The organism is Streptococcus oralis (assembly GCF_016127915.1).
In the GTDB taxonomy this organism is placed as follows: domain Bacteria; phylum Bacillota; class Bacilli; order Lactobacillales; family Streptococcaceae; genus Streptococcus; species Streptococcus oralis_BO.
In genome coordinates this window covers 1,544,860-1,564,420 of the sequence record NZ_CP066059.1, presented here as the reverse complement: position 1 = coordinate 1,564,420, position 19,561 = coordinate 1,544,860, and the positions used below count along the sequence as shown (strand labels likewise).

Annotated in this window: 19 protein-coding genes, 1 riboswitch and 2 other annotated features (1 of these 22 cut by a window edge); of the genes, 7 read left to right on the top strand and 12 right to left on the bottom strand. The window is 43.9% G+C overall.

Features of this window, described 5'->3' with window-relative positions; translation table 11 throughout:
- Positions 1 to 50 (bottom strand) — a binding site (T-box leader) (it extends 176 nt beyond the left edge of the window).
- The 7 genes from trpB to I6H78_RS07610 all read right to left on the bottom strand — a co-directional run bounded on the left by trpB (position 47) and on the right by I6H78_RS07610 (position 8,455).
- On the bottom strand, positions 47 to 1,225 hold the full coding sequence (trpB, locus tag I6H78_RS07640) for a tryptophan synthase subunit beta (RefSeq protein WP_198459291.1): 1,179 nt from the start codon (positions 1,223 to 1,225) through the stop codon (positions 47 to 49). Its footprint overlaps the feature before it by 4 nt.
- Before the next feature lie 162 nt (positions 1,226 to 1,387).
- Positions 1,388 to 1,612, bottom strand: a binding site (T-box leader).
- Between the two features lie 40 nt (positions 1,613 to 1,652).
- Positions 1,653 to 2,882 carry a DegT/DnrJ/EryC1/StrS family aminotransferase gene (locus I6H78_RS07635; RefSeq protein WP_198459290.1) on the bottom strand — a complete coding sequence of 410 codons (1,230 nt, stop codon included), beginning with the start codon at positions 2,880 to 2,882 and terminating at the stop codon, positions 1,653 to 1,655.
- Positions 2,883 to 2,924: 42 nt separating this feature from the next.
- Positions 2,925 to 3,617: a sugar transferase gene (locus I6H78_RS07630; RefSeq protein ID WP_000922229.1), complete on the bottom strand. Its 693-nt coding sequence runs from the start codon at positions 3,615 to 3,617 to the stop codon at positions 2,925 to 2,927.
- Between the two features lie 218 nt (positions 3,618 to 3,835).
- A complete protein-coding gene (locus tag I6H78_RS07625) occupies positions 3,836 to 5,578 on the bottom strand; it encodes an ABC transporter ATP-binding protein (protein ID WP_198459289.1) in 1,743 nt (580 codons plus the stop codon).
- Positions 5,568 to 7,313, bottom strand: a complete 1,746-nt coding sequence (locus I6H78_RS07620; RefSeq protein ID WP_198459288.1) for an ABC transporter ATP-binding protein — start codon at positions 7,311 to 7,313, stop codon at positions 5,568 to 5,570. The genes I6H78_RS07625 and I6H78_RS07620 overlap by 11 nt, the downstream gene beginning before the upstream one ends.
- Positions 7,314 to 7,367: 54 nt before the next feature.
- Positions 7,368 to 8,003 (bottom strand): DUF421 domain-containing protein, encoded by a 636-nt coding sequence (locus I6H78_RS07615; RefSeq protein WP_084920229.1) that lies wholly within the window; start codon positions 8,001 to 8,003, stop codon positions 7,368 to 7,370.
- Entirely contained in the window at positions 8,000 to 8,455 is a 456-nt protein-coding gene (locus tag I6H78_RS07610; protein ID WP_084945004.1) for a DUF3290 family protein, read from the bottom strand. The genes I6H78_RS07615 and I6H78_RS07610 overlap by 4 nt, the downstream gene beginning before the upstream one ends.
- A gap of 133 nt (positions 8,456 to 8,588) precedes the next feature.
- On the opposite strand from I6H78_RS07610, the gene I6H78_RS07605 reads away from it, so the two are divergent.
- The 4 genes from I6H78_RS07605 (at position 8,589) to I6H78_RS07590 (ending at position 12,247) form a co-directional block, all read left to right on the top strand.
- Positions 8,589 to 9,416, top strand: coding sequence for an exodeoxyribonuclease III (locus tag I6H78_RS07605; RefSeq protein ID WP_198459287.1), 828 nt, complete (start codon positions 8,589 to 8,591; stop codon positions 9,414 to 9,416).
- Between the two features lie 11 nt (positions 9,417 to 9,427).
- Complete coding sequence (locus I6H78_RS07600) at positions 9,428 to 9,814, top strand: bleomycin resistance protein (RefSeq protein ID WP_198459286.1); 387 nt, start codon at positions 9,428 to 9,430, stop codon at positions 9,812 to 9,814.
- 133 nt (positions 9,815 to 9,947) lie between these two features.
- A riboswitch (purine riboswitch) is annotated at positions 9,948 to 10,043 on the top strand.
- Between the two features lie 360 nt (positions 10,044 to 10,403).
- Positions 10,404 to 10,985, top strand: a complete 582-nt coding sequence (locus I6H78_RS07595; protein WP_084859516.1) for a xanthine phosphoribosyltransferase — start codon at positions 10,404 to 10,406, stop codon at positions 10,983 to 10,985.
- A complete protein-coding gene (locus I6H78_RS07590) occupies positions 10,985 to 12,247 on the top strand; it encodes a nucleobase:cation symporter-2 family protein (protein WP_198459285.1) in 1,263 nt (420 codons plus the stop codon). The genes I6H78_RS07595 and I6H78_RS07590 overlap by 1 nt, the downstream gene beginning before the upstream one ends.
- Before the next feature lie 32 nt (positions 12,248 to 12,279).
- Here the strand turns inward: I6H78_RS07590 and I6H78_RS07585 are convergent, their stop codons facing one another.
- From I6H78_RS07585 to I6H78_RS07575, 3 genes are all read right to left on the bottom strand, one after another.
- Complete coding sequence (locus I6H78_RS07585; RefSeq protein WP_198459284.1) at positions 12,280 to 12,684, bottom strand: PaaI family thioesterase; 405 nt, start codon at positions 12,682 to 12,684, stop codon at positions 12,280 to 12,282.
- 69 nt (positions 12,685 to 12,753) lie between these two features.
- Positions 12,754 to 14,235: a UDP-glucose--hexose-1-phosphate uridylyltransferase gene (locus I6H78_RS07580; RefSeq protein WP_198459283.1), complete on the bottom strand. Its 1,482-nt coding sequence runs from the start codon at positions 14,233 to 14,235 to the stop codon at positions 12,754 to 12,756.
- A gap of 18 nt (positions 14,236 to 14,253) precedes the next feature.
- On the bottom strand, positions 14,254 to 15,432 hold the full coding sequence (locus I6H78_RS07575) for a galactokinase (RefSeq protein ID WP_198459282.1): 1,179 nt from the start codon (positions 15,430 to 15,432) through the stop codon (positions 14,254 to 14,256).
- Positions 15,433 to 15,596: 164 nt separating this feature from the next.
- Here I6H78_RS07575 and galR point away from each other — a divergent pair, with 164 nt between their 5' ends.
- Positions 15,597 to 16,601: a DNA-binding transcriptional regulator GalR gene (galR, locus tag I6H78_RS07570; RefSeq protein WP_198459281.1), complete on the top strand. Its 1,005-nt coding sequence runs from the start codon at positions 15,597 to 15,599 to the stop codon at positions 16,599 to 16,601.
- A gap of 33 nt (positions 16,602 to 16,634) precedes the next feature.
- Here the strand turns inward: galR and I6H78_RS07565 are convergent, their stop codons facing one another.
- The gene (locus I6H78_RS07565) at positions 16,635 to 17,525 is read right to left on the bottom strand and encodes a cation diffusion facilitator family transporter (protein WP_198459280.1); all 891 of its coding nucleotides are present in this window, start codon (positions 17,523 to 17,525) and stop codon (positions 16,635 to 16,637) included.
- A 132-nt stretch (positions 17,526 to 17,657) separates the two neighbouring features.
- On the opposite strand from I6H78_RS07565, the gene I6H78_RS07560 reads away from it, so the two are divergent.
- Entirely contained in the window at positions 17,658 to 18,212 is a 555-nt protein-coding gene (locus tag I6H78_RS07560) for a TetR/AcrR family transcriptional regulator (RefSeq protein ID WP_198459279.1), read from the top strand.
- Positions 18,213 to 18,238: 26 nt separating this feature from the next.
- Entirely contained in the window at positions 18,239 to 18,571 is a 333-nt protein-coding gene (locus tag I6H78_RS07555; protein ID WP_042768763.1) for a hypothetical protein, read from the top strand.
- A 34-nt stretch (positions 18,572 to 18,605) separates the two neighbouring features.
- Here I6H78_RS07555 and pnuC read toward each other — a convergent pair whose 3' ends face one another.
- A complete protein-coding gene (gene pnuC, locus I6H78_RS07550; RefSeq protein ID WP_198459278.1) occupies positions 18,606 to 19,397 on the bottom strand; it encodes a nicotinamide riboside transporter PnuC in 792 nt (263 codons plus the stop codon).
- Positions 19,398 to 19,561 lie beyond the last annotated feature (164 nt).

Sequence of the window (19,561 nt, the reverse complement as noted above, 5' to 3'; positions counted from 1 at the left end):
AACCACAAGCTCTCTGTGAGAGAAAAGACTGTAATTTTTCCATCTCTTATTTTTCAGCTTCTAGGTAGTCTGCAATCGCAGCTACGTCCTTGTCTCCACGACCAGAGACATTGATGATGATAATCTCATCTTTACTTAGTTTCGGTGCACGTTTGACCGCTTCTGCAATCGCGTGCGAACTTTCGATTGCTGGGATAATCCCTTCTGTCTTGCTTAATAAAAGCAAAGCTTGGACAGCTTCTTCATCTGTCGCTGCGACATATTCCACGCGACCTGAGTCTTTAAAGTAGGCGTGTTCTGGACCAACGCCTGGATAGTCCAAACCAGCTGAGATAGAGTAAACTGGCGCCAGCTCTCCATCTTCCTTAAAGACTGCATAGGTCTTCATGCCGTCAACAATTCCGACACTACCTTTTGTCATAGTGGCTGCGTGTTTGTCTGTATCAAGTCCATGACCGGCAGCTTCGACCCCAACCAATTTGACTTCTTCATCAGCCACATACTGTGAAAAAGCACCGATGGCATTAGAACCACCACCTACACAGGCAATAACGTAGTCTGGTAAGCGACCTTCTTTTTCTAAGATTTGACGACGAGATTCTTCACTGATGACCTTTTGGAATTCATGAACAATGGTAGGATAAGGGTGAGGACCCACAGCAGATCCCAACACATAGAAGGCTTCAAGATCATTCATCCACGCTCCAAAGGCTGCATCGACCGCATCCTTGAGAGTTCGTGTCCCCGTTTCAACTGCGTGAACAGTTGCTCCCATCATCTCCATACGGAAGACATTGAGACGTTGACGCTCCACATCTTCTGCCCCCATGTAGACATCACAGGCCATACCAAACTTGGCTGCAGCAGCTGCTGTCGCAACACCGTGCTGACCAGCTCCTGTTTCTGCGATCACTCGTTTTTTGCCCATACGTTTGGCAAGAAGGATTTGACCTAGAACGTTGTTAAGCTTGTGAGAACCAAGGTGGTTCAGGTCTTCGCGCTTGAGATAAATCTTAGCTCCACCTAGGTGGTCTGTCAAACTTTCTGCAAAATAGAGCGGTGTTTCACGACCTGAATAATCCTTCAAGTAATGGCGAAATTCTGCCAAAAATTCTGGATCATCCTTGTATTTGTCAAATGTCACTTCCAACTCATCCAATAAAGCCTGAATCGGTTCCGGTACAAAACTACCACCAAATTGTCCAAAATAACCTTTAGTTGTCATAAAATTTTTCCTCTTTCCATATTAATCCGACTTTTTGTTTGCTTTTAGTAGTAGGCAAGGAGCTGTAGATAGAACTCAAGTTCATCAAAGCGACTCAACGCCCTAATAAAAGATAAACAAAATGACGGATAGAAAAAAGCCCACACACAGAATTAAATTCCGTGTGAGGGCGTTGGTAACGCGGTGCCACCTCAATTATAAAGGGACTATCCCCTTTACATCTCTACCTTGTCTAACAACAAGTTGCACTGTAAGGTGTGCGCACCGAATTCTCATTGTTTCAAATTCATTTTTAAAATCAGCCCACTTTCACTATTTCCAACCACCTGTTCACAATCACCACAGGCTCCCTGAAGATCAAATATAGTTACTTTTCTGATTTGTTGAGAATATTATATGCTATTGTCCGCTTTTTGTCAAGATTTTTTTATGATTTTTTTCCAGAACCGAGGATTTCTTCGGAAATTCTCACCAAAGTCTTAACGATGTAATCAACTTCTTCATCGCTCAATTTTGTATGAAGAGGAAGCGTAATTTCATTTTCAAAGAAGGCATAGGCTCTTGGATAGTCTGCCATATCAAAACCAAGATTCTTATAGGCTGTCAGGAGAGGAAGCGGTTTATAGTGTACATTACTTGCAATTCCTGCTTTAGCCAATTCTTGGATGATGAGGTTGCGTTCTTCTAAGCTTGCTCCTTCTACATGAGTGATGTAGAGGTGGCGTGAAGATTCGACAGTATCAGTCTTGTGTGCCAGTGGATGGATACGAGTACCCGTAAAACCACGATCATAGCGGTCCACGATGTCCTTACGACGTTGTAGCAAAGCTGGGTAACGATCCAATTGTACCAAACCAATCGAAGCCATGATATCCGTCATGTTGCACTTGTAGGCTGGTGTTACGATATCGTATTCCCAAGAACCCAATTGCATCTTGGCAAGAGCGTCTTTGGTTTGACCGTGAAGGGAAAGAATTTGGAATTCCTTGTACATCTCTTCGTCGTCAATCGCTGAATTGGCTTTCCAAGTCGCACTTCCACCTTCTGCCGTTGTAAAGTTCTTAACAGCATGGAATGAGAAGGAAGTAAAGTCAGCGATCGAACCAGCTGGTTGCCCTTTGTATTTAGATCCTAAAGCATGGGCACTATCAGAGACAATCACGATACGGTTAAAGGCCTTTTGCCACTTGCTTGAAGCGGTAAAGAGATCACGTTTTTTCTCCACAACTTGGAACAAACGGTCATAGTCGCACACAATCCCTGCAAGCTCTACTGGGATGATAACCTTAGTTTTCTCAGTGATAGCTTGCTCAAGCAAGTCATAGTCCATCTCAAAAGTATCTGCTTGGATATCCACCATGACAGGTGTTGCTCCTACGTGAGTGATAACACTACATGAAGCTGTATAGGTCATAGCTGGAACGATGACTTCATCACCTGGTCCCACTTCCAAAACGCGCAAAATCAACTCAAGAGCGGCTGTCGCAGAGTTGAGGCAGACAGTCTTAGGCGTCTGTGTGTATTGGGACAAGCGACGCTCTAGTTCTTTTGTCTTTGGCCCAGTTATAATCCAACCAGAACGCAGGGTATCCGCTACTTCAGCAATTTCAGCTTCAGTGATATCAGGCGGTGAAAATGGAATATTGTAATTTGGCATTGATTTGCTCCTTTTATCTGTACTCATTTTCTTATGACTACTTTATTTTAGCACTTCAAACACGGTTTGAAACATGATTTTGATGTCTCCAAGGAAACTAAACTCTCGGAGATAGGCGAGGTTATAGCGCATCTTTTCAGGAAGGACGTGTTCGACATAGGCCTGGTCAACTGACAGACCTTTCTCCGTCATTTGACTGATGATGGTGTCCTCATCCTTGTAGTTGATACTAGCTGGAGAGGTGATTCCGGCTGGTAAGAGCAAGGTCGCCATCATTTCAGGGCTATACTGCTCGGTGTAACGTGGCACCTCAGGTCTTGTGCCTACAAAGGACATCTCGCCTTTAAGGACATTGACCAGCTGAGGTAGTTCGTCCATGCGCACACGGCGAATGAAATTTCCCACTTTGGTAATGCGACTATCATTAGCTGAAGTCACCAGACTTCCTTTTTTATCCGCATCCGTCACCATAGTACGGAACTTCCAAATCTTGAACGGACGGTTGTACTGGGTCACGCGCTCTTGCATGTAAATGACAGGTCCCTTGCTATCCAACTTGATCCAAATGCTCAAGATGAGAAAGATGGGGGAAGTCAAAATCAGTAAAACCAAGGCCAGAACCCAGTCCAGACAACGCTTGAAAATCAGCGAACCTTTCCTTTTAGAGACAAGCTGGTAGTAAGACTCAACCTCGCTTGATTGCATTTCCACGGGCAAGTCTTCCCATTTCAGCATGCTGTTTCTCCTTTGTTTTTATTATACTATTTGTCAACATTTTTCATTATACCACAAAATAGAAAAGGCGGTGCAAGAAATCTGTAATTTAAAGAATTTCCTTCTTATACTCAATGAAAATCAAAACGCAAACTAGGAGTCTAGCCACAGGCTGCTCAAAGTACAGCTTTGAGGTTGCAGATAAAGCTGACGTGGTTAGAATAGATTTTCAACGAGTATTAGGACATGGCACCTGCCTGCAAGCTATACATCTTGTGATAGGTTCCTTCCAAGGCCAAGAGTTCCTCATGGGTTCCACTCTCAATGATGCGCCCCTTGTCCAAGACATAGATGCAGTTGGCGTCTTGGATGGTCGAAAGGCGATGGGCGATGGCAATGGTTGTCCGCCCCTGTCTCATCTTAGCTAGGGAATCTTGAACCAAACTTTCTGTTTCCGAGTCAATATTGGCTGTCGCTTCATCCAAAATCAAGATTTTAGGCTGACTTGCGACTGTTCTGGCAAAGGCAAGAAGCTGACGCTGTCCAGTAGAAAAGCTCGAACCACGCTCAGACACAGGTGCATCATAATCCTGCGGAAGCTCCTGAATAAAGGAATCTGCATCCACAAAGGCAGCCGCAGCCTGGACCTCTTCATCACTAAGATCTTGGTACATGGCGATATTGGACTTGATAGTCCCATGATAGAGGAAGGGATCCTGCAAGACTAGACCGATATTTTTTCTCAGCTCTTCCTGACTGTAGTCCCTAATATCCACACCATCCAAGAGAACTCGGCCTGACTGAAATTCATAAAAACGCATGAGGACATTGATAATAGAAGACTTCCCAGAACCTGTATGTCCTACAAAGGCAATGGTTTCACCCTTGTTAACCGAAAAGGAAATGTCATCCAGTATCGGATGTTTACCGTCATATGAGAAACACACATGCTCAAACCGAATATTACCTTCTTTGACCTCGGTCTGGCTGTTTTCCTGAAGGGGTTCATAGGTCCTCTCGTCAATCAGAGCAAAGACACGGCCTGCAGATACCATGGACGTTTGAAGGGTTGAAAAGTTTTGCGTCACCTCAATCAAGGGATCAAAGAGACGATTGATGTACTGGATAAAGGCATACATAGTTCCGGCCGTTATCCCGATAGAAAGACCACGGTAACCAAAGTAAGCCATCAAAACGGCGTAACCTAGGAGTTTCAGTAAACTCATGGCAGGACGTAAAAAGAGGGCGTCCAAGGCTACAGAACGGTTGGCGTAGACCAAGTATTCTTGATTGATCTCATCAAATTCTGCCTGCAGGTGCTTCTCTTGATTAAAGGCTTGGATAATCCTGATTCCCTCGATATTCTCTGCCAGCTTACTATTGATATCCGACAAGAGACTTCTGGTTTTTTCGATGATTTTCACTGACTTTTTCCGATAGAGATTGACCAAAAGGAAAATCAAGGGAAGAAAGAGCAAGACTAAAGCTGTCAAACGAAAATCCAGTACTAACATGGTATACAGAGTTGTCAGAAAGATGAAAACTGCTGAAATAAAGCTGGATAAAATCCCCGAAAACATATCACTGATGGTCTCGGTATCATTTGTCAAACGAGAGACGATGGAACCTGCTGGCGTCTTGTCAAAATAAGACATGCCCAGCTTCTCCATATTGGCAAAGGCATCACGACGAATATCCCTAACAATACTGTAGGACACCCGCGCAAAGAGAAGATTTCCGACATACTGAACTAGAGTTTGCAGGATATAAAGACCATAGTAGGCCAGCAAAACGTTCACGGCCAGTTGATTAAGATTGCTCAGGTACTGGTCGATAAAGCGGGAAGCTACAAGTGGAATGATGCTTTTAATGACCGTAGTCGCAAGGAGAAAACTTAATGCCAAAAAGGTCAGGAGGCCATAGGGCTTGAGATAGGACATCAGGCGCTTCAATACAGTCCATTGTTCTTTCTTATTCTGCATCTTCTTCTCCTTTCATTTCCAACTGCTGAGACTGGTAAGTTTGGGCATACCAGCCATTCAGGGCTAGCAAGTCTTCGTGCCTGCCACGTTCGATAATTTGACCATTTTGCAGAACCAAGATTAGATCTGCATGGACAACTGCACTGAGGCGATGGGCTGTGATAATGGTTGTCTTGTCCTTCCGCGTCTCCTTGAGATTGTCGATAATCGCATACTCAGTTTTGGCATCCACAGCTGACAAGGAATCATCTAAAATCAAGATATCAGGGTCTAAAATCATAGCCCGACTCATGGCCAGACGTTGCTTTTGCCCACCTGAAAGACTGACTCCTTTTTCACCGATCAACGTATCAAATCCCTGAGGCATGTCCACAATATCTTGGTAAACTTGTGCTAGCTTGGTCGCTTCCTCGACTGCTGAAAGAGGCAAGTTCGGATTGCCGAAGCGGATATTGTCTAAGATAGAGGTCGCAAAGAGAAACTGGTCCTGCGGGACATATCCCATGAGACTGCGTAGGTCTGTCAGACGATAATCCCGAATATCGTGACCGTTTAGGTAAATAGCTCCCTTATCCACATCGTATTCTCGCAAGAGAAGCTTGATCAAGGATGTTTTACCAGAACCTGTCTGCCCGACCAAGCCCAGAGTTTGCCCTTTTTCTAAACTAAAGTGAATATCCGTCAGTGTTTCCTCATTTTCAAAGGCAAAACTATCAATGACGTACTCCAAACGTCCATTTTCAATACCGTCCAGAGGAAACTCAGGATCTTGTACAGGTGATTCCTGAGACAAAAGTTCCTCAATCCGCTGATAGGACACCTTCCCTCGCTGAGTGATATTAAAGAGGAAGCCAATGGCCATAAGAGGCCAGACCAGCATATCCAAGTAGCTGATAAAGGTAACCAGATTCCCAACTGTAATCTGCCCCTCCTGCACCATTAAGGAACCGACCAAAAGGGTTAAAACATAGGATGAACCAACAAATAAGAGAACCATAGGGTCAAAGAGACTGTCGTATTTCATGGTTTGGAGATTCTTTTGGAAGGTCAATTCATTGACTGCTTGAAAGGACTTCAACTCGTCCGCCTGATAACCAAAAGCCTTGGTCACCTTGATACCTGATACAGACTCCTGCACCTTGTTATTGAGTTCGGAAAAGGCTGCTTGGGATTCGCCAAAGGCCTTGTGGGTCTTTCTCCCTAGACGACTAGTCGCATAAGCCATGAAGGGCAGGGGAAGAATGGCAACCAAGGTCATCTGCCAAGAAATGCTAAAGAGCATGGTCAGCAAAGTCACCAGTGCCGTGATAGAAGCATCCACCGCAGACATAACACCTCCACCTGCGAGACGAGTTAGGGCATTGATATCATTGGTGGCGTGTGCCATCAGGTCCCCTGTCCGATAGGTCTGATAAAAGGCTGGCGACATCTTAGTAAAATGCTCAAACAAGCGAGACCGCATAATCTGCCCCAAACGATAGGAAGTTCCAAGGATATACATGCGCCAAACATAGCGCAGATAGTACATCCCAAAGGCTGCCAGCAGTAGATAAAATAGGTTAAGAAGGAGGTCCTGCTGAGTTAATTGTCCTCCAGTTATGGCATCAATCACCCGTCCCATGACCATGGGGGGAATGAGATTGAGGACGGAAACCAAGACCAAGGCCACAATCCCGACTAAATAACGGCGCTTTTCTAACTTGAAAAACCACCAGAGTTTTTGAATAATGGACATAAAATCCCTTTCTGATTGCAAATGGAAACCTGAGGCAGAGACCTCAGGTTTTTCTTATTCATAGGTTACGACTGAGACGACACCCTTGTCATACTCAGCGATAAAGATATTGGCAACATTGTCATACCCTTGTTTGCTGAGGTTATCAAGCAACCACTCTTCGCTCCGTCCAATGGTTTCCAAAATTTCAACTTGGATAACACCGTCTGTGACAACAGGATACTTGGGATTTTCGTCTCCCATTTGGACCACGATGAGTTGACCGTTTTGCTCCTGCATAGCGCGTTTGACTTGTTTCATTTGGAAAATTCCCTGACTACGGAGCTTAAGAGCTACGTCCGCTGCTGATAAACCAACCGAACGGCAGGCTTCAGGATCAATCTTCCCATTTTTGATGAGCAGGGTTGGCTTCCCATCAATCAAACGTTTCACAAAGTGAACATTGTTGTTAAGCCACTTGAGAGTCAAGACCAGAATGGTCCATATAATCAGGATAACTGCATACTGAAGGATACTGATAGCGCTATTGTAAATCACCCCACCGATGATCCCCCCGAGTACATAGTTCTGAATTTGATCTATCGCTGAGTTAGGCGCTAGGTTGCCCTTTCCTGTCACATTAATCACGAAAACCAGAGAAAAGAGACCCAAGGCTAGTTTGATTAAAATTTCGATATAATTAAGTGTCATTTGTTCACCTCCACCAATTCGATCGCATCTGTTTTATACAATTCCACTTTCTCTAGCAGGTACTTGTCTGGCTCACTACCGTTCAGGGCACGGTAATAGTGATCACCTACCTTGATAAGTGCGCCATCCGTGTCCGCAGAAGTATTAACATAGACCTCTGACTTGTCTACTCCCAATTCTTTGGAAACAAGCTCGATGAAATGAAGTGAAGCTTGAAATTTATTATTAGATACTTGATTGTTTTGATAAGTCGTGATGCTGACCAAAAGGAGAGCTAATAAGGTCAAAGCTGAAATCATGACCAACTCACGAAATTTGGTGCCCTTTTTATCATGGTAAGCCTTAAAAGCAAAAAATCCTGTCACAGCTAATAAGACGATGCCAAAGGCAATCATGATGCCATTTTGCTGACCAATTTGGCTGAGGACATAGTCATAAGAATAGAATTTCATCTATTTTCACTCCCTTTCATAAAATCATTCTTAATTATAAACGAAAGAGGGTGATTTTTCAAACCATACGTTGGGGAAATGCGCCTTTTTTTGGTATAATATAGTCTGTAATCTGAATGAAAAAGGTAACTTTATGAAACTCATCTCATGGAATATTGATTCCCTCAATGCAGCCCTAACGAGCGACTCAGCTCGTGCAAAATTGTCCCAAGAAGTCCTACAAACTTTGGTAGCTGAAAATGCTGATATTATCGCTATCCAGGAAACCAAGCTTTCTGCCAAGGGCCCTACAAAGAAACACCTAGAAGTACTTGAAGAACTCTTCCCAGGTTATGAAAACACTTGGCGTTCCTCTCAAGAACCTGCTCGCAAAGGCTACGCTGGAACCATGTTCCTTTATAAGAAAGAACTCACACCAACGATTAGCTTCCCAGAAATCGGTGCTCCTTCTACCATGGACTTGGAAGGCCGCATCATCACCTTGGAATTTGATACATTTTTCGTAACCCAAGTATACACACCAAACGCTGGTGATGGGCTCAAACGCTTGGAAGAACGCCAAGTCTGGGACGTCAAATACGCTGAGTATTTGGCTCAACTAGACAAAGAAAAACCAGTCCTTGCAACCGGTGACTACAACGTAGCCCACAAGGAAATCGACCTTGCAAATCCTGCCAGCAACCGCCGCTCACCAGGCTTTACCGACGAAGAACGTGCTGGCTTCACCAACCTACTGGCTAAAGGCTTCACCGATACCTTCCGCTACTTGCACGGTGATGTCCCAGAGCGTTACACTTGGTGGGCACAACGCAGCAAGACTTCTAAAATCAACAATACAGGCTGGAGAATCGACTACTGGCTCACCAGCAATCGCGTGGCTGACAAGGTGACTAAGTCTGACATGATTGACTCAGGTGCGCGTCAAGACCATACGCCGATTGTATTGGAAATTGAACTCTAAGGAGAAAGCTAATGGACTATCAAGCTGTCATTCCTGAATTTGTAGTATCTGACCTCGAAAAGTCACGCCACTTCTACTGCGACTTGCTGGGATTTTCTGTCGAATACGAGCGTCCAGAGGAGAAATTTCTCTTCCTCTCGCTTGAAGACTGCCAACTTATGCTAGAAGAAGGCAGCACAGAAGAATTAGCCCAACTAACCTATCCTTTCGGGCGCGGTGTCAATATTTCCTTTGGCATTGAAGATGTCCCTCAGCTCCACCAAAAACTGCTGGAAGCTGACTACCCTATCCATCGTCCGCTGACCAAACGAACATTTCGTGTTGGGGATTACTACATCTATCCTCACGAATTTGCCGTTTTGGATCCAGATGGTTATTTTTTAAGATTTAGCGAATAGAAAAATAAAAGGCTACAATACTTTCTAGCGTTGCAGCCTTTTATTCGTTCGCTTTTATGATCTATTTGCTAACAAAATATTTGATTTATAAAGCTAATTGGTGTAAAATAAAAACATTGGCAGTAGCCTATTTAAAATTGAATATCATTTTACTTGTTTATGTCGTGAATTGGCACGACGTTTCTACAAGGTGCCGGAACACCTAACAATGAGTATGTCAGCTGAAGGGATGGTGTTGGCCATGCCTATTTTGGGGACTTACTTAGGGGATTAAGTAGGTCCTTTTTGAATATTTTTATTAAAGTACGCCTTTAAGTGTAAACTAAATATTTTTAATATTTCCCTTAATTAGTGCGGACGGGAGCAACTTCCTTCGGAATTTCATCCCTAATTTTTGAGCCAAAAGTCTCAAAAATCCCGTCATAGACAATAACAAGATTATTGTCTATGATACCACTACGGCGGGAAATATTTGATAAAACTCGCTTCGCTCGTACTAGTTTTATCAAATACATAGTACTAGCAAACTGGTTCACTATAGAAACAGTTAACCAACAAGTAAACTGACTTTTAGACTTTAGGAGGTCTTATGAAATTATTAGAAGAGCGCATCCTTGAGGATGGGCATATCTTGGGGGACAACATCCTCAAGGTGGATTCTTTTTTAACCCACCAAGTTGACTTTAGCTTAATGCGAGAGATTGGTAAGATTTTTGCGGAAAAATTCGCTTCTGCTGGCATTACCAAGGTCGTGACCATTGAAGCATCAGGCATTGCCCCAGCCGTTTTTACAGCTGAAGCCTTAAATGTGCCCATGATTTTCGCCAAGAAAGCTAAAAACATCACCATGAACGAAGGCATCCTAACCGCCCAAGTCTACTCCTTTACCAAGCAGGTGACCAGCACCGTTTCCATCGCTGGAAAATTCCTCTCACCCGAAGACAAGGTCTTGATTGTCGATGATTTCCTTGCTAATGGCCAAGCTGCCAAAGGCTTGATCCAAATCATAGAACAAGCCGGAGCTAAAGTCGAAGCCATCGGTATTGTTATCGAAAAATCCTTCCAGGATGGTCGTGATTTGCTCGAGAAAGCTGGCTATCCAGTTCTATCACTCGCTCGTTTGGATCGTTTTGAGAATGGTCAGGTCGTATTTAAGGAGGCAGATCTCTAATGCAAAAACAAGAAAAACACTCGCAAGCAGCCGTTCTTGGCTTACAGCACTTACTAGCCATGTACTCAGGATCCATCCTGGTTCCCATCATGATTGCGACAGCTCTTGGCTATTCAGCTGAACAGTTGACCTATCTTATCTCCACAGATATCTTCATGTGTGGGGTGGCCACCTTCCTTCAACTCCAACTCAACAAATACTTTGGGATTGGACTACCAGTCGTTCTCGGAGTTGCCTTCCAATCCGTCGCTCCTTTGATTATGATTGGACAAAGCCACGGTAGCGGTGCTATGTTTGGTGCCCTTATCGTTTCTGGGATTTATGTAGTTCTGATTTCAGGCATTTTCTCAAAAGTGGCCAATCTCTTCCCATCTATCGTAACAGGCTCTGTCATTACCACGATTGGATTGACCCTGATTCCTGTCGCTATTGGAAATATGGGAAATAATGTTCCAGAGCCAACTGGTCAAAGTCTCTTGCTTGCAGCTATCACTGTTCTGATTATCCTCTTGATCAACATCTTTACCAAAGGATTTATCAAGTCGATTTCGATTTTGATTGGGTTGGTCGTTGGAACTGCCATTGCTGCTACCATGGGCTTGGTAGATTTCTCCCCTGTTGCGGCAGCACCGCTTGTCCATGTTCCCACTCCCCTATACTTTGGGGTGCCAACCTTTGAAATCTCCTCTATTGTCATGATGTGTATCATCGCAACGGTGTCCATGGTTGAGTCAACTGGTGTTTATTTGGCCTTGTCTGATATTACCAATGACCCAATCGACAGCACGCGCCTGCGCAACGGTTATCGTGCAGAAGGTCTGGCCGTACTTCTCGGAGGAATCTTTAACACCTTCCCTTACACAGGATTTTCACAAAACGTTGGTTTGGTTAAATTGTCAGGTATCAAGACCCGTCTGCCAATCTACTACGCAGCTGGTTTCCTGGTTCTCCTTGGACTCCTACCTAAGTTTGGAGCCCTAGCCCAAATCATTCCAAGCCCTGTTCTTGGAGGTGCCATGCTGGTAATGTTTGGTTTTGTTTCCCTTCAAGGGATGCAAATCCTTGCCCGCGTTGACTTTACTAACAATGAACATAACTTCCTTATCGCAGCTGTATCCATCGCTGCAGGTGTAGGTCTAAACAATAGTAATCTCTTTGTCAGCATGCCGACAGCCTTCCAAATGTTCTTCTCAAACGGAATCGTCGTAGCCAGCCTACTGGCTATTGTACTCAATGCAGTATTAAATCGGAAAAAGAAATAAAAAAAAGAGGTGTAGACCTCTTTTTTGTTTCTCTATATCCTCACCTGTCTCTCTTCTGACCGCTGTCCTGTGACAAACATGGTGAAGGTTGCCTTGCAGACATTTCTGCCCTCTTGGTTGGTGATATCGACATCCACGACACAGGTTGTGCGACCTTGATGGACACATTCTCCTTTAATGGTCAACACATCGTCGCGTTTTCCTGCCTTGAGGTAGTTGATAGAGGACTGAAGCGTCACTCCATCAAGCCCCAGTGAGATAACCACTAAACCACTAATCTGGTCACAAAGGGTAAAGAGATAGCCACCATGGGCATTGCCATAATAGTTGAGCGACGAATCCACTACTTTTGTCGTCACCACAACGTGACCATCTCTCATTTTTTCTATTTCGTAATTTTCAAAGGCAGATATAGCGTCAAAATGAAAATCTTTCATCGTTTCCTCCTGATAGTTCAAACGACACTATGATACTACTTTTTATAGAACTGTGCAAGGAGAAAGCTCCTAGTCTGGCAAAATTCCAACCTGCTCTACAAAGCGCATAAAGGCTGCCTGTCCTTGTTCCGTCTGCTTGTAAACCCCCGCATCCTCTAGAACGCGCGCAAAGATAGCACCCACAGAGTCCTTGACGATTTCAAGGGCTTTTTCTTTATCTGCTAGATCTGGATGTTGGACTTTGAGCTGGTCTGCCCATTCCTGATGATAGTCTGCAACTGCTTCACCATCTCCTACAAGATAGCTAGCGACTTGCTCCACTTCTACCTTCAAACGAGGTGGCAAGATAGCCAAGCCCATGACCTCAATCAAGCCGATATTTTCCTTCTTGATATGTTGGACATCCTTGTGGGGATGATAGATGCCATCAGGATGCTCTGGCGATGTCTGATTGTCTCGCAAGACCAAGTCCAACTCAAACTGTCCATCGCGTTTACGAGCAATCGGTGTAATGGTATGGTGTGGTGTCCCGTCTGTCTCTGCCAAAATCTGTACTTCAGGGTCTGAATATTGCCGCCATTCCTGCAAAATTTTGTCAGCCAAGTTAATCAAATCCTCTTTGGAATCCGAAGTCAAACGTAGCACTGACATAGGCCACTTGACAATCCCAGCCTTGACTTGTTCAAAACCAGCAAATCGGAAAGCCTTTTGCAAGGGAGCCAATTCCATAGGAAACACGTGACGGCCTCCCTGATAGTGGTCATGAGTCAGAATAGAGCCTCCCACGATTGGAAGGTCGGCATTCGAACCTGCAAAATATCCCGGAAATTGCTCTACAATCGCCAGCAGACGCTCAAAACTCTGACGACTAATCGCCATCGGACAGTGCTGGCCGTCTAAGAAAATACAGTGCTCATTAAAATAAGCATAGGGCGAATACTGGAAGCCCCACTCCTGACCCGCCATTTCAAAACGAATAATGCGGTGATTGCTACGAGCTGGATGGTTAACCCGACCATGGTAGCCTTCGTTCTCTAGACAAAGCTGACACTGGGGATAATTGCTAGCTTGCACCAACTTGGCCGCCGCAATCTCCTTTGGATCCTTTTCAGGCTTAGAGAGGTTGATGGTAATCTCAAGTTCTCCGTAGTCAGATGGTACACGATAAGCAATATTTTTAGCAATGGCCTTGAGCTTGATGTAGTCGTTTTTCTGGCTGAGCTGGTAAAAATCCCCTATCGCCTGCTCAGGAGAGTGAGCATAGGTTGTCCAAAAGTCACGATTAACCTGACTTGGACAAGGGGTTACCAAGTCCATCAGTTCAGCACCAAGGATTTCACGCGCAGTCTGACTATCCTCAATCGTCTCTAATCGAACCGCTTCCTCAACCAACTGGTCCTTGAGGTCAATCAATTTATCCAGATTCGTCTCAACTTCCAAAACACCATCTCCCACTCGTGCCAAGACACGATTGGTCAGGTAGATTCGATCCATTTCCTCAAATGAACTTTCAGTAATAACATGTGTTACAAATTTATCTACTAAGGTCACGATAGAGCCTCCTTTTAACTAGTCAAGGACGCGAGTGCCACCTGCAACTTCAGCGATATAGAAGCTTGGAGCGTATCCAACTACTTCCTCGTAGCGCTTGCCTACAGCCTCCTTAAAAGCCTCAACAGCATCTTTTTGAACCAAGGCAATGGCACAGCCACCAAATCCTGCCCCTGTCATACGAGCACCAAGAACACCTTCCTGAGCCCAAGCTGTGTGAACAAGGGTATCCAATTCCAAGCCAGTTACTTCATAATCATGCTCAAGAGAAACGTGAGATGCATTCATCAAGCGACCAAATGTTTCCAAATCACCTGCCTGAAGAGCTGCTTGTGCTTTGAGGGTACGTTGATTTTCAAGAACAGCATGGCGAGCACGTTTTAAGCGATTTTCGTCTTTAATTAGATAGCTGTATTGGTCAAAGGCCCACTCATCCAATTCACCCAGGGTCTGAATATCCAAGGCAACTTGCAATTCTTCCACAGCTTTTTCACACTCAGCACGGCGTTCATTGTACTTAGAGTCCGCCAGTTCACGGCGTTTGTTGGTGTTCATGATAACAACAACATTGTCCTTCAAATCAAGTGGCACAAAGTCATACTCCAAGGTGTTGGTATCTAGGTAAATGGCCCGTTGGTCAGCTCCCATACCGATAGCAAACTGGTCCATAATACCAGAGTTGACTCCGATAAAGTTGTTTTCTGTTTGTTTTCCGATTTTAACCAAATCCAAACGGCCTAGTTTTAAACCAAAGAGATGCTCTGCCACAACCCCCGTCAAAAGTTCCAAGGATGCTGATGATGACAAGCCTGCACCATTTGGGATATTTCCATAAACATAAAAATCAAACCCTTTGTCAATCACGTGTCCAGCTTCTTGCAAGAAATGAAGAACCCCTTTTGGATAGTTGGTCCAGCTGTGCTCTTTTTCAAATTTGAGGTCAGTAAGAGGCACTTCGATGATACCCTTGTCCTCAAAGTTGGCTGAGTAGAAACGCAAAACTTGGTCATCACGCTTGCGAGCCACTCCATAGGTTCCCAAAGAAATAGCAGCTGGAAAAACGTGCCCACCGTTGTAGTCTGTGTGTTCACCAATCAGATTAATACGACCTGGTGAAAAGAAAGTTTGGTCTGCTTCTTGACCAAAAACGGCAAGAAAGTCTTTGCGAAGGGCTTCAGTAGTAAGATCTTGTGTCATATGAATTCTCCTTTGACTGTCCGTTAAGTCACCTTAACGTGTAATCGTTTTCTTCTATTGTATCCAAGGCATTTGCCAAGGTCAATCCTTTTTACTAAATTTTTACTAAACTATCAGTAAAAAGCAGAAAAATATGATATACTAACCTAAAAGGAGGAGGATTTATGGCTACCTTAAAAGACATTGCACAGCTAGCCTCTGTCTCTATCGCGACCGTATCTCGTGTCCTCAACCGCGACCAGAGCCTATCTGTCACAGAAGAAACCAGACATCGTATTTTAACTGTCGCTGAAGAGCTGGGCTATACTAAGCACCTCAAGACAGGCGAATCCCACAAACCCAAGCAAAAGATTGCCATTATCCAATGGGTCAGCGAACAAGGGGAGTTGGACGACCTCTACTACTATCAGATTCGTCTCGGTATTGAAAAAAGGGCCCAAGAGTTGGACTATGACATCTTGCGCTATTTTAATGACCATCCTTTTACACTAAGCGAGGAAGTGATTGGCATTCTCTGCATCGGAAAATTTAGCCAAGCTCAGATTGCTGCCTTTGAAGAATACCAAAAACCTTTAGTCTTTATAGACAGTGACACCCTCTCACTAGGTCATACCTGTATTATCACTGATTTTTACACTGCTGTGAAACAAGTTGTAGACCATTTCCTCAGTCAGGGGGTGGATCGGATTGGCATTCTCACAGGCCTTGAGGAAACAACCGACCAGGAAGAAATTATCCAGGATAAGCGACTAGAAAACTTCAAAGACATTACCCAATCAAATGGTATCTACCATGAAGAACTGGTTTTTCAAGGGAGCTTTACTGCCCAGTCTGGCTATGACTTGATGAAGGAGGCCATTCACAAGCTAGGAGAACAACTCCCACCAGCCTTTTTCGCTGCCAGCGATAGTTTAGCCATCGGTGCCCTCCGTGCCCTTCAAGAAGCTGGAATTAGCCTACCAGACCGCGTCAGCCTTATTTCCTTTAACGACACTAGTCTGACCAAGCAGGTCTATCCTCCTCTTTCTAGCATTACCGTCTATACCGAAGAAATGGGCCGAGCAGGTATAGATATTCTTAATAAGGAAGTTCTCCACGGTCGCAAAATCCCCAGCTTGACTATGCTGGGCACCAGACTGACTTTGAGAGAGAGTACGAGGAATGAATAGGATAACGAAACGACCTCGCTAGAGGTCGTTTTGTTAATGATGATGACCATGCTTCTGCTCTACCTCTCTCACCTTCCGCCTATGTTGCGCATGGTTACTTTGACTGCTATCTACTTCAATAGTGATATTCTGCACGCCTCTTTCTTCTAAACATTGACGCACCACTTCTTTGGTTTCCATCATCTGTTCCCAGTCCTTAATACAAATGTGGACAATAGCATTATTCTCTAGACCGTCCATGGACCAAATACTAAGTTGATTGATACTTTTGACATTGGGAAGAGCCTCTAAATCCTTCTCCAAATCACTTGTCTCGACCCCTTCTGGCACAGCATCTAGGAAAATCTTCAGTGCGCTCCAAAAGCGAGGAATGGCTTTCGACAGAATAAAGACAGAAATAACCAGAGATAAAAATGGATCGAGGATATACCAATCTGTAAATCGGAGGATAATCGCCATTAGGATGACAGCCAACCAACCAAGAGTGTCTTCCAAAAAATGCAAGCTAAGAATTGACTCATTCTTTGTCTTTCCTTTACGAACTACCAGACTTGCTAGTACATTGATAACTACTGCAATGATTCCCAGCCAGAGGATGCCATTCTCATTGACGGGTTGCGGGTGAGCGATCTTTGTGATATTTTCCAAGATCACTAGGACAGACCCTATCATAAGAATCACAGCCGTTAGCATGGCCCCTAAAAGACTAAAACGTTTGTAACCCAAGGTGTACTGTCTATCTTCTTCACGGTTTGAAGTTGTTTCTAAAAGGGCTGAGATGCCAATGGCTATAGCATCTCCCAAGTCATGAACAGAATCAGCAAGAACTGCACTCGAACCAAAGATTCCTCCTGCGATAAACTCAACAATCGCATAACTTAAATTTAAGAAAAAAGCTAACCAGATAGATGTTTTAGAACTCATTTCTCTCCCTCCTTTGGTATAATGGGTATATACATACTTCTTTCATTTGTATTATCTAATAAAATCCAAAGAAAGGATAGAAGCAAACTGTCAGTCCTGTTCAGTTCTGAACAGTTTGTCTCAAGTGTCTATATGCCAAAAAGAGACCGTCGAGTCAGCAAGACTAAAAAAGCCATCTATCAAGCTTTTTTACAACTTTTGAACGACAAGGGCTATGATGCCACTACTGTTCAGGATATCATTGACCTAGCAGATGTTGGACGTTCTACTTTTTACTGTCACTATGAAAGCAAGGAACTCCTTTTAGATGAGCTTTGTCGCTACCTCTTTCATCATCTCTTTGAAAGGGAAGGACACTTTACTACCGAGGACTACCTCGCACATATCTTTTTACATTTTCAGAAAAACCAGGACCATGTCACCAGTCTCCTTTTTTCCAAAAATGACTACTTTCTCCGCCAACTACACAAGGAACTCGAACACCACGTTTATCCCATGGTGGCGGACGACTTACAAGAGGCCTATCCAAACATTCCGGCCTCCTACCTCCAGCATTTTGTTGTGACGAACTTTATCGAGACCCTAACTTGGTGGCTAAAAAAAGGACAATCCTATACCGAAGACCAAGTGGTGAGATTTTACCTTGATGTAATGGAGATGACCTCTACAACTCCACTTGATAACTAAGCCTGTAACTCAGAAAGGAACCAACTATGTTAACTTCGATGATTCTAGGAATACTAACAATTGTATTAGCTCTCGCCTTCTCACTGCTTCATCTTGCTGCTGCTTTTTCAGCTATGAAACAAAAGAACTACAGTCTGGGAAACACATGCATCTTGGTCGGCAGTTGCCTCACTTCTCTGGCTCTAGCCATCTTTTACTTCGTCCCACTTGCAACCATTCTTCTATGGATTGTGGGTTCGAGTATCGTCTGCTATGGTGCCTACTGGAACGGCCAACAGAAAGAAAAACAACATATCTCGCACCACATCGTTCGTATAACGAGCGCTATTGTCATTACGGTATTATTCATTTTGCTCTAACACAAAAAAGGATCATCTGATCCTTTTTTACTTTTTAAGCACTCTTTGCTGCCTTGCTCCACTGATACCAACCAACGAGACTATTGATCAAGTAAATCAGGTATTTTCCTTGAATTTGCAAGCTTTCTCCCCACCAGAGATAGATTGAAAAGACATTGGTAGCTGCCCAGAATATCCATTGTTCACGGTAAACAGCTGTCATGAGAATTTGCCCAACCCCATTAGTCGCATCGGTGATAGAATCACGATAAGGACGATTGGCTCCGATAGACTGATAAATGAACCCAAAGGCCAACCACCAAAGAACACTAATAGAAAGATACTTTGTCCAACCCTTGCCGTCCAGTTTACGCGCGACAAACTCTTGTTGTTCTTTCTTAAACTGGGCTTGATAAATCCAAACCAAGAGACCAATTGGCTGCATAATTGTAAAATAGAGAGTTGTTAAAACCTCACCATAGAAGCCTTTCTGCAGAGCCAAGATAAGGTAAATGACAGAGTTAATCAAACCAAAAAGGTAATTACTTGCTCGACCTTCCGATACAAAGATAACACAGATAATACCAGTCAGGCTACAAATCATCCCAACCCAGTCAACAATGCGGTGTTCATAAATCAACTCAAGCCAGATTGGAAAACTTCCTAAAACCAGTAGGTAAAGCCACTGGGCAAAACTACGATTGGTAAAGAGGTCATTCCAGATAGCCTTCATGGTTCCTGAAAATCCCAAATCAGCCATAGCAGCAACCATACGGCGGTAGCCACCAGACATTTCACCAAGAGTTATTTTGATATTCTTGAGTTTTGTTTGCAAATAAGTCGTCATATTTTCTCCTTTTGTTTTTAAAGAGCCGTGTCTGGATAGACTTTCGGACGCAACGCTCTATTATATATCTACTGAACTGTCTATACACAAGATTTCCATCCTTAGTCGACATGAGCTGGAAATCCTTATTTGTTAAGTAGTTCACAACACATTATACACCTATT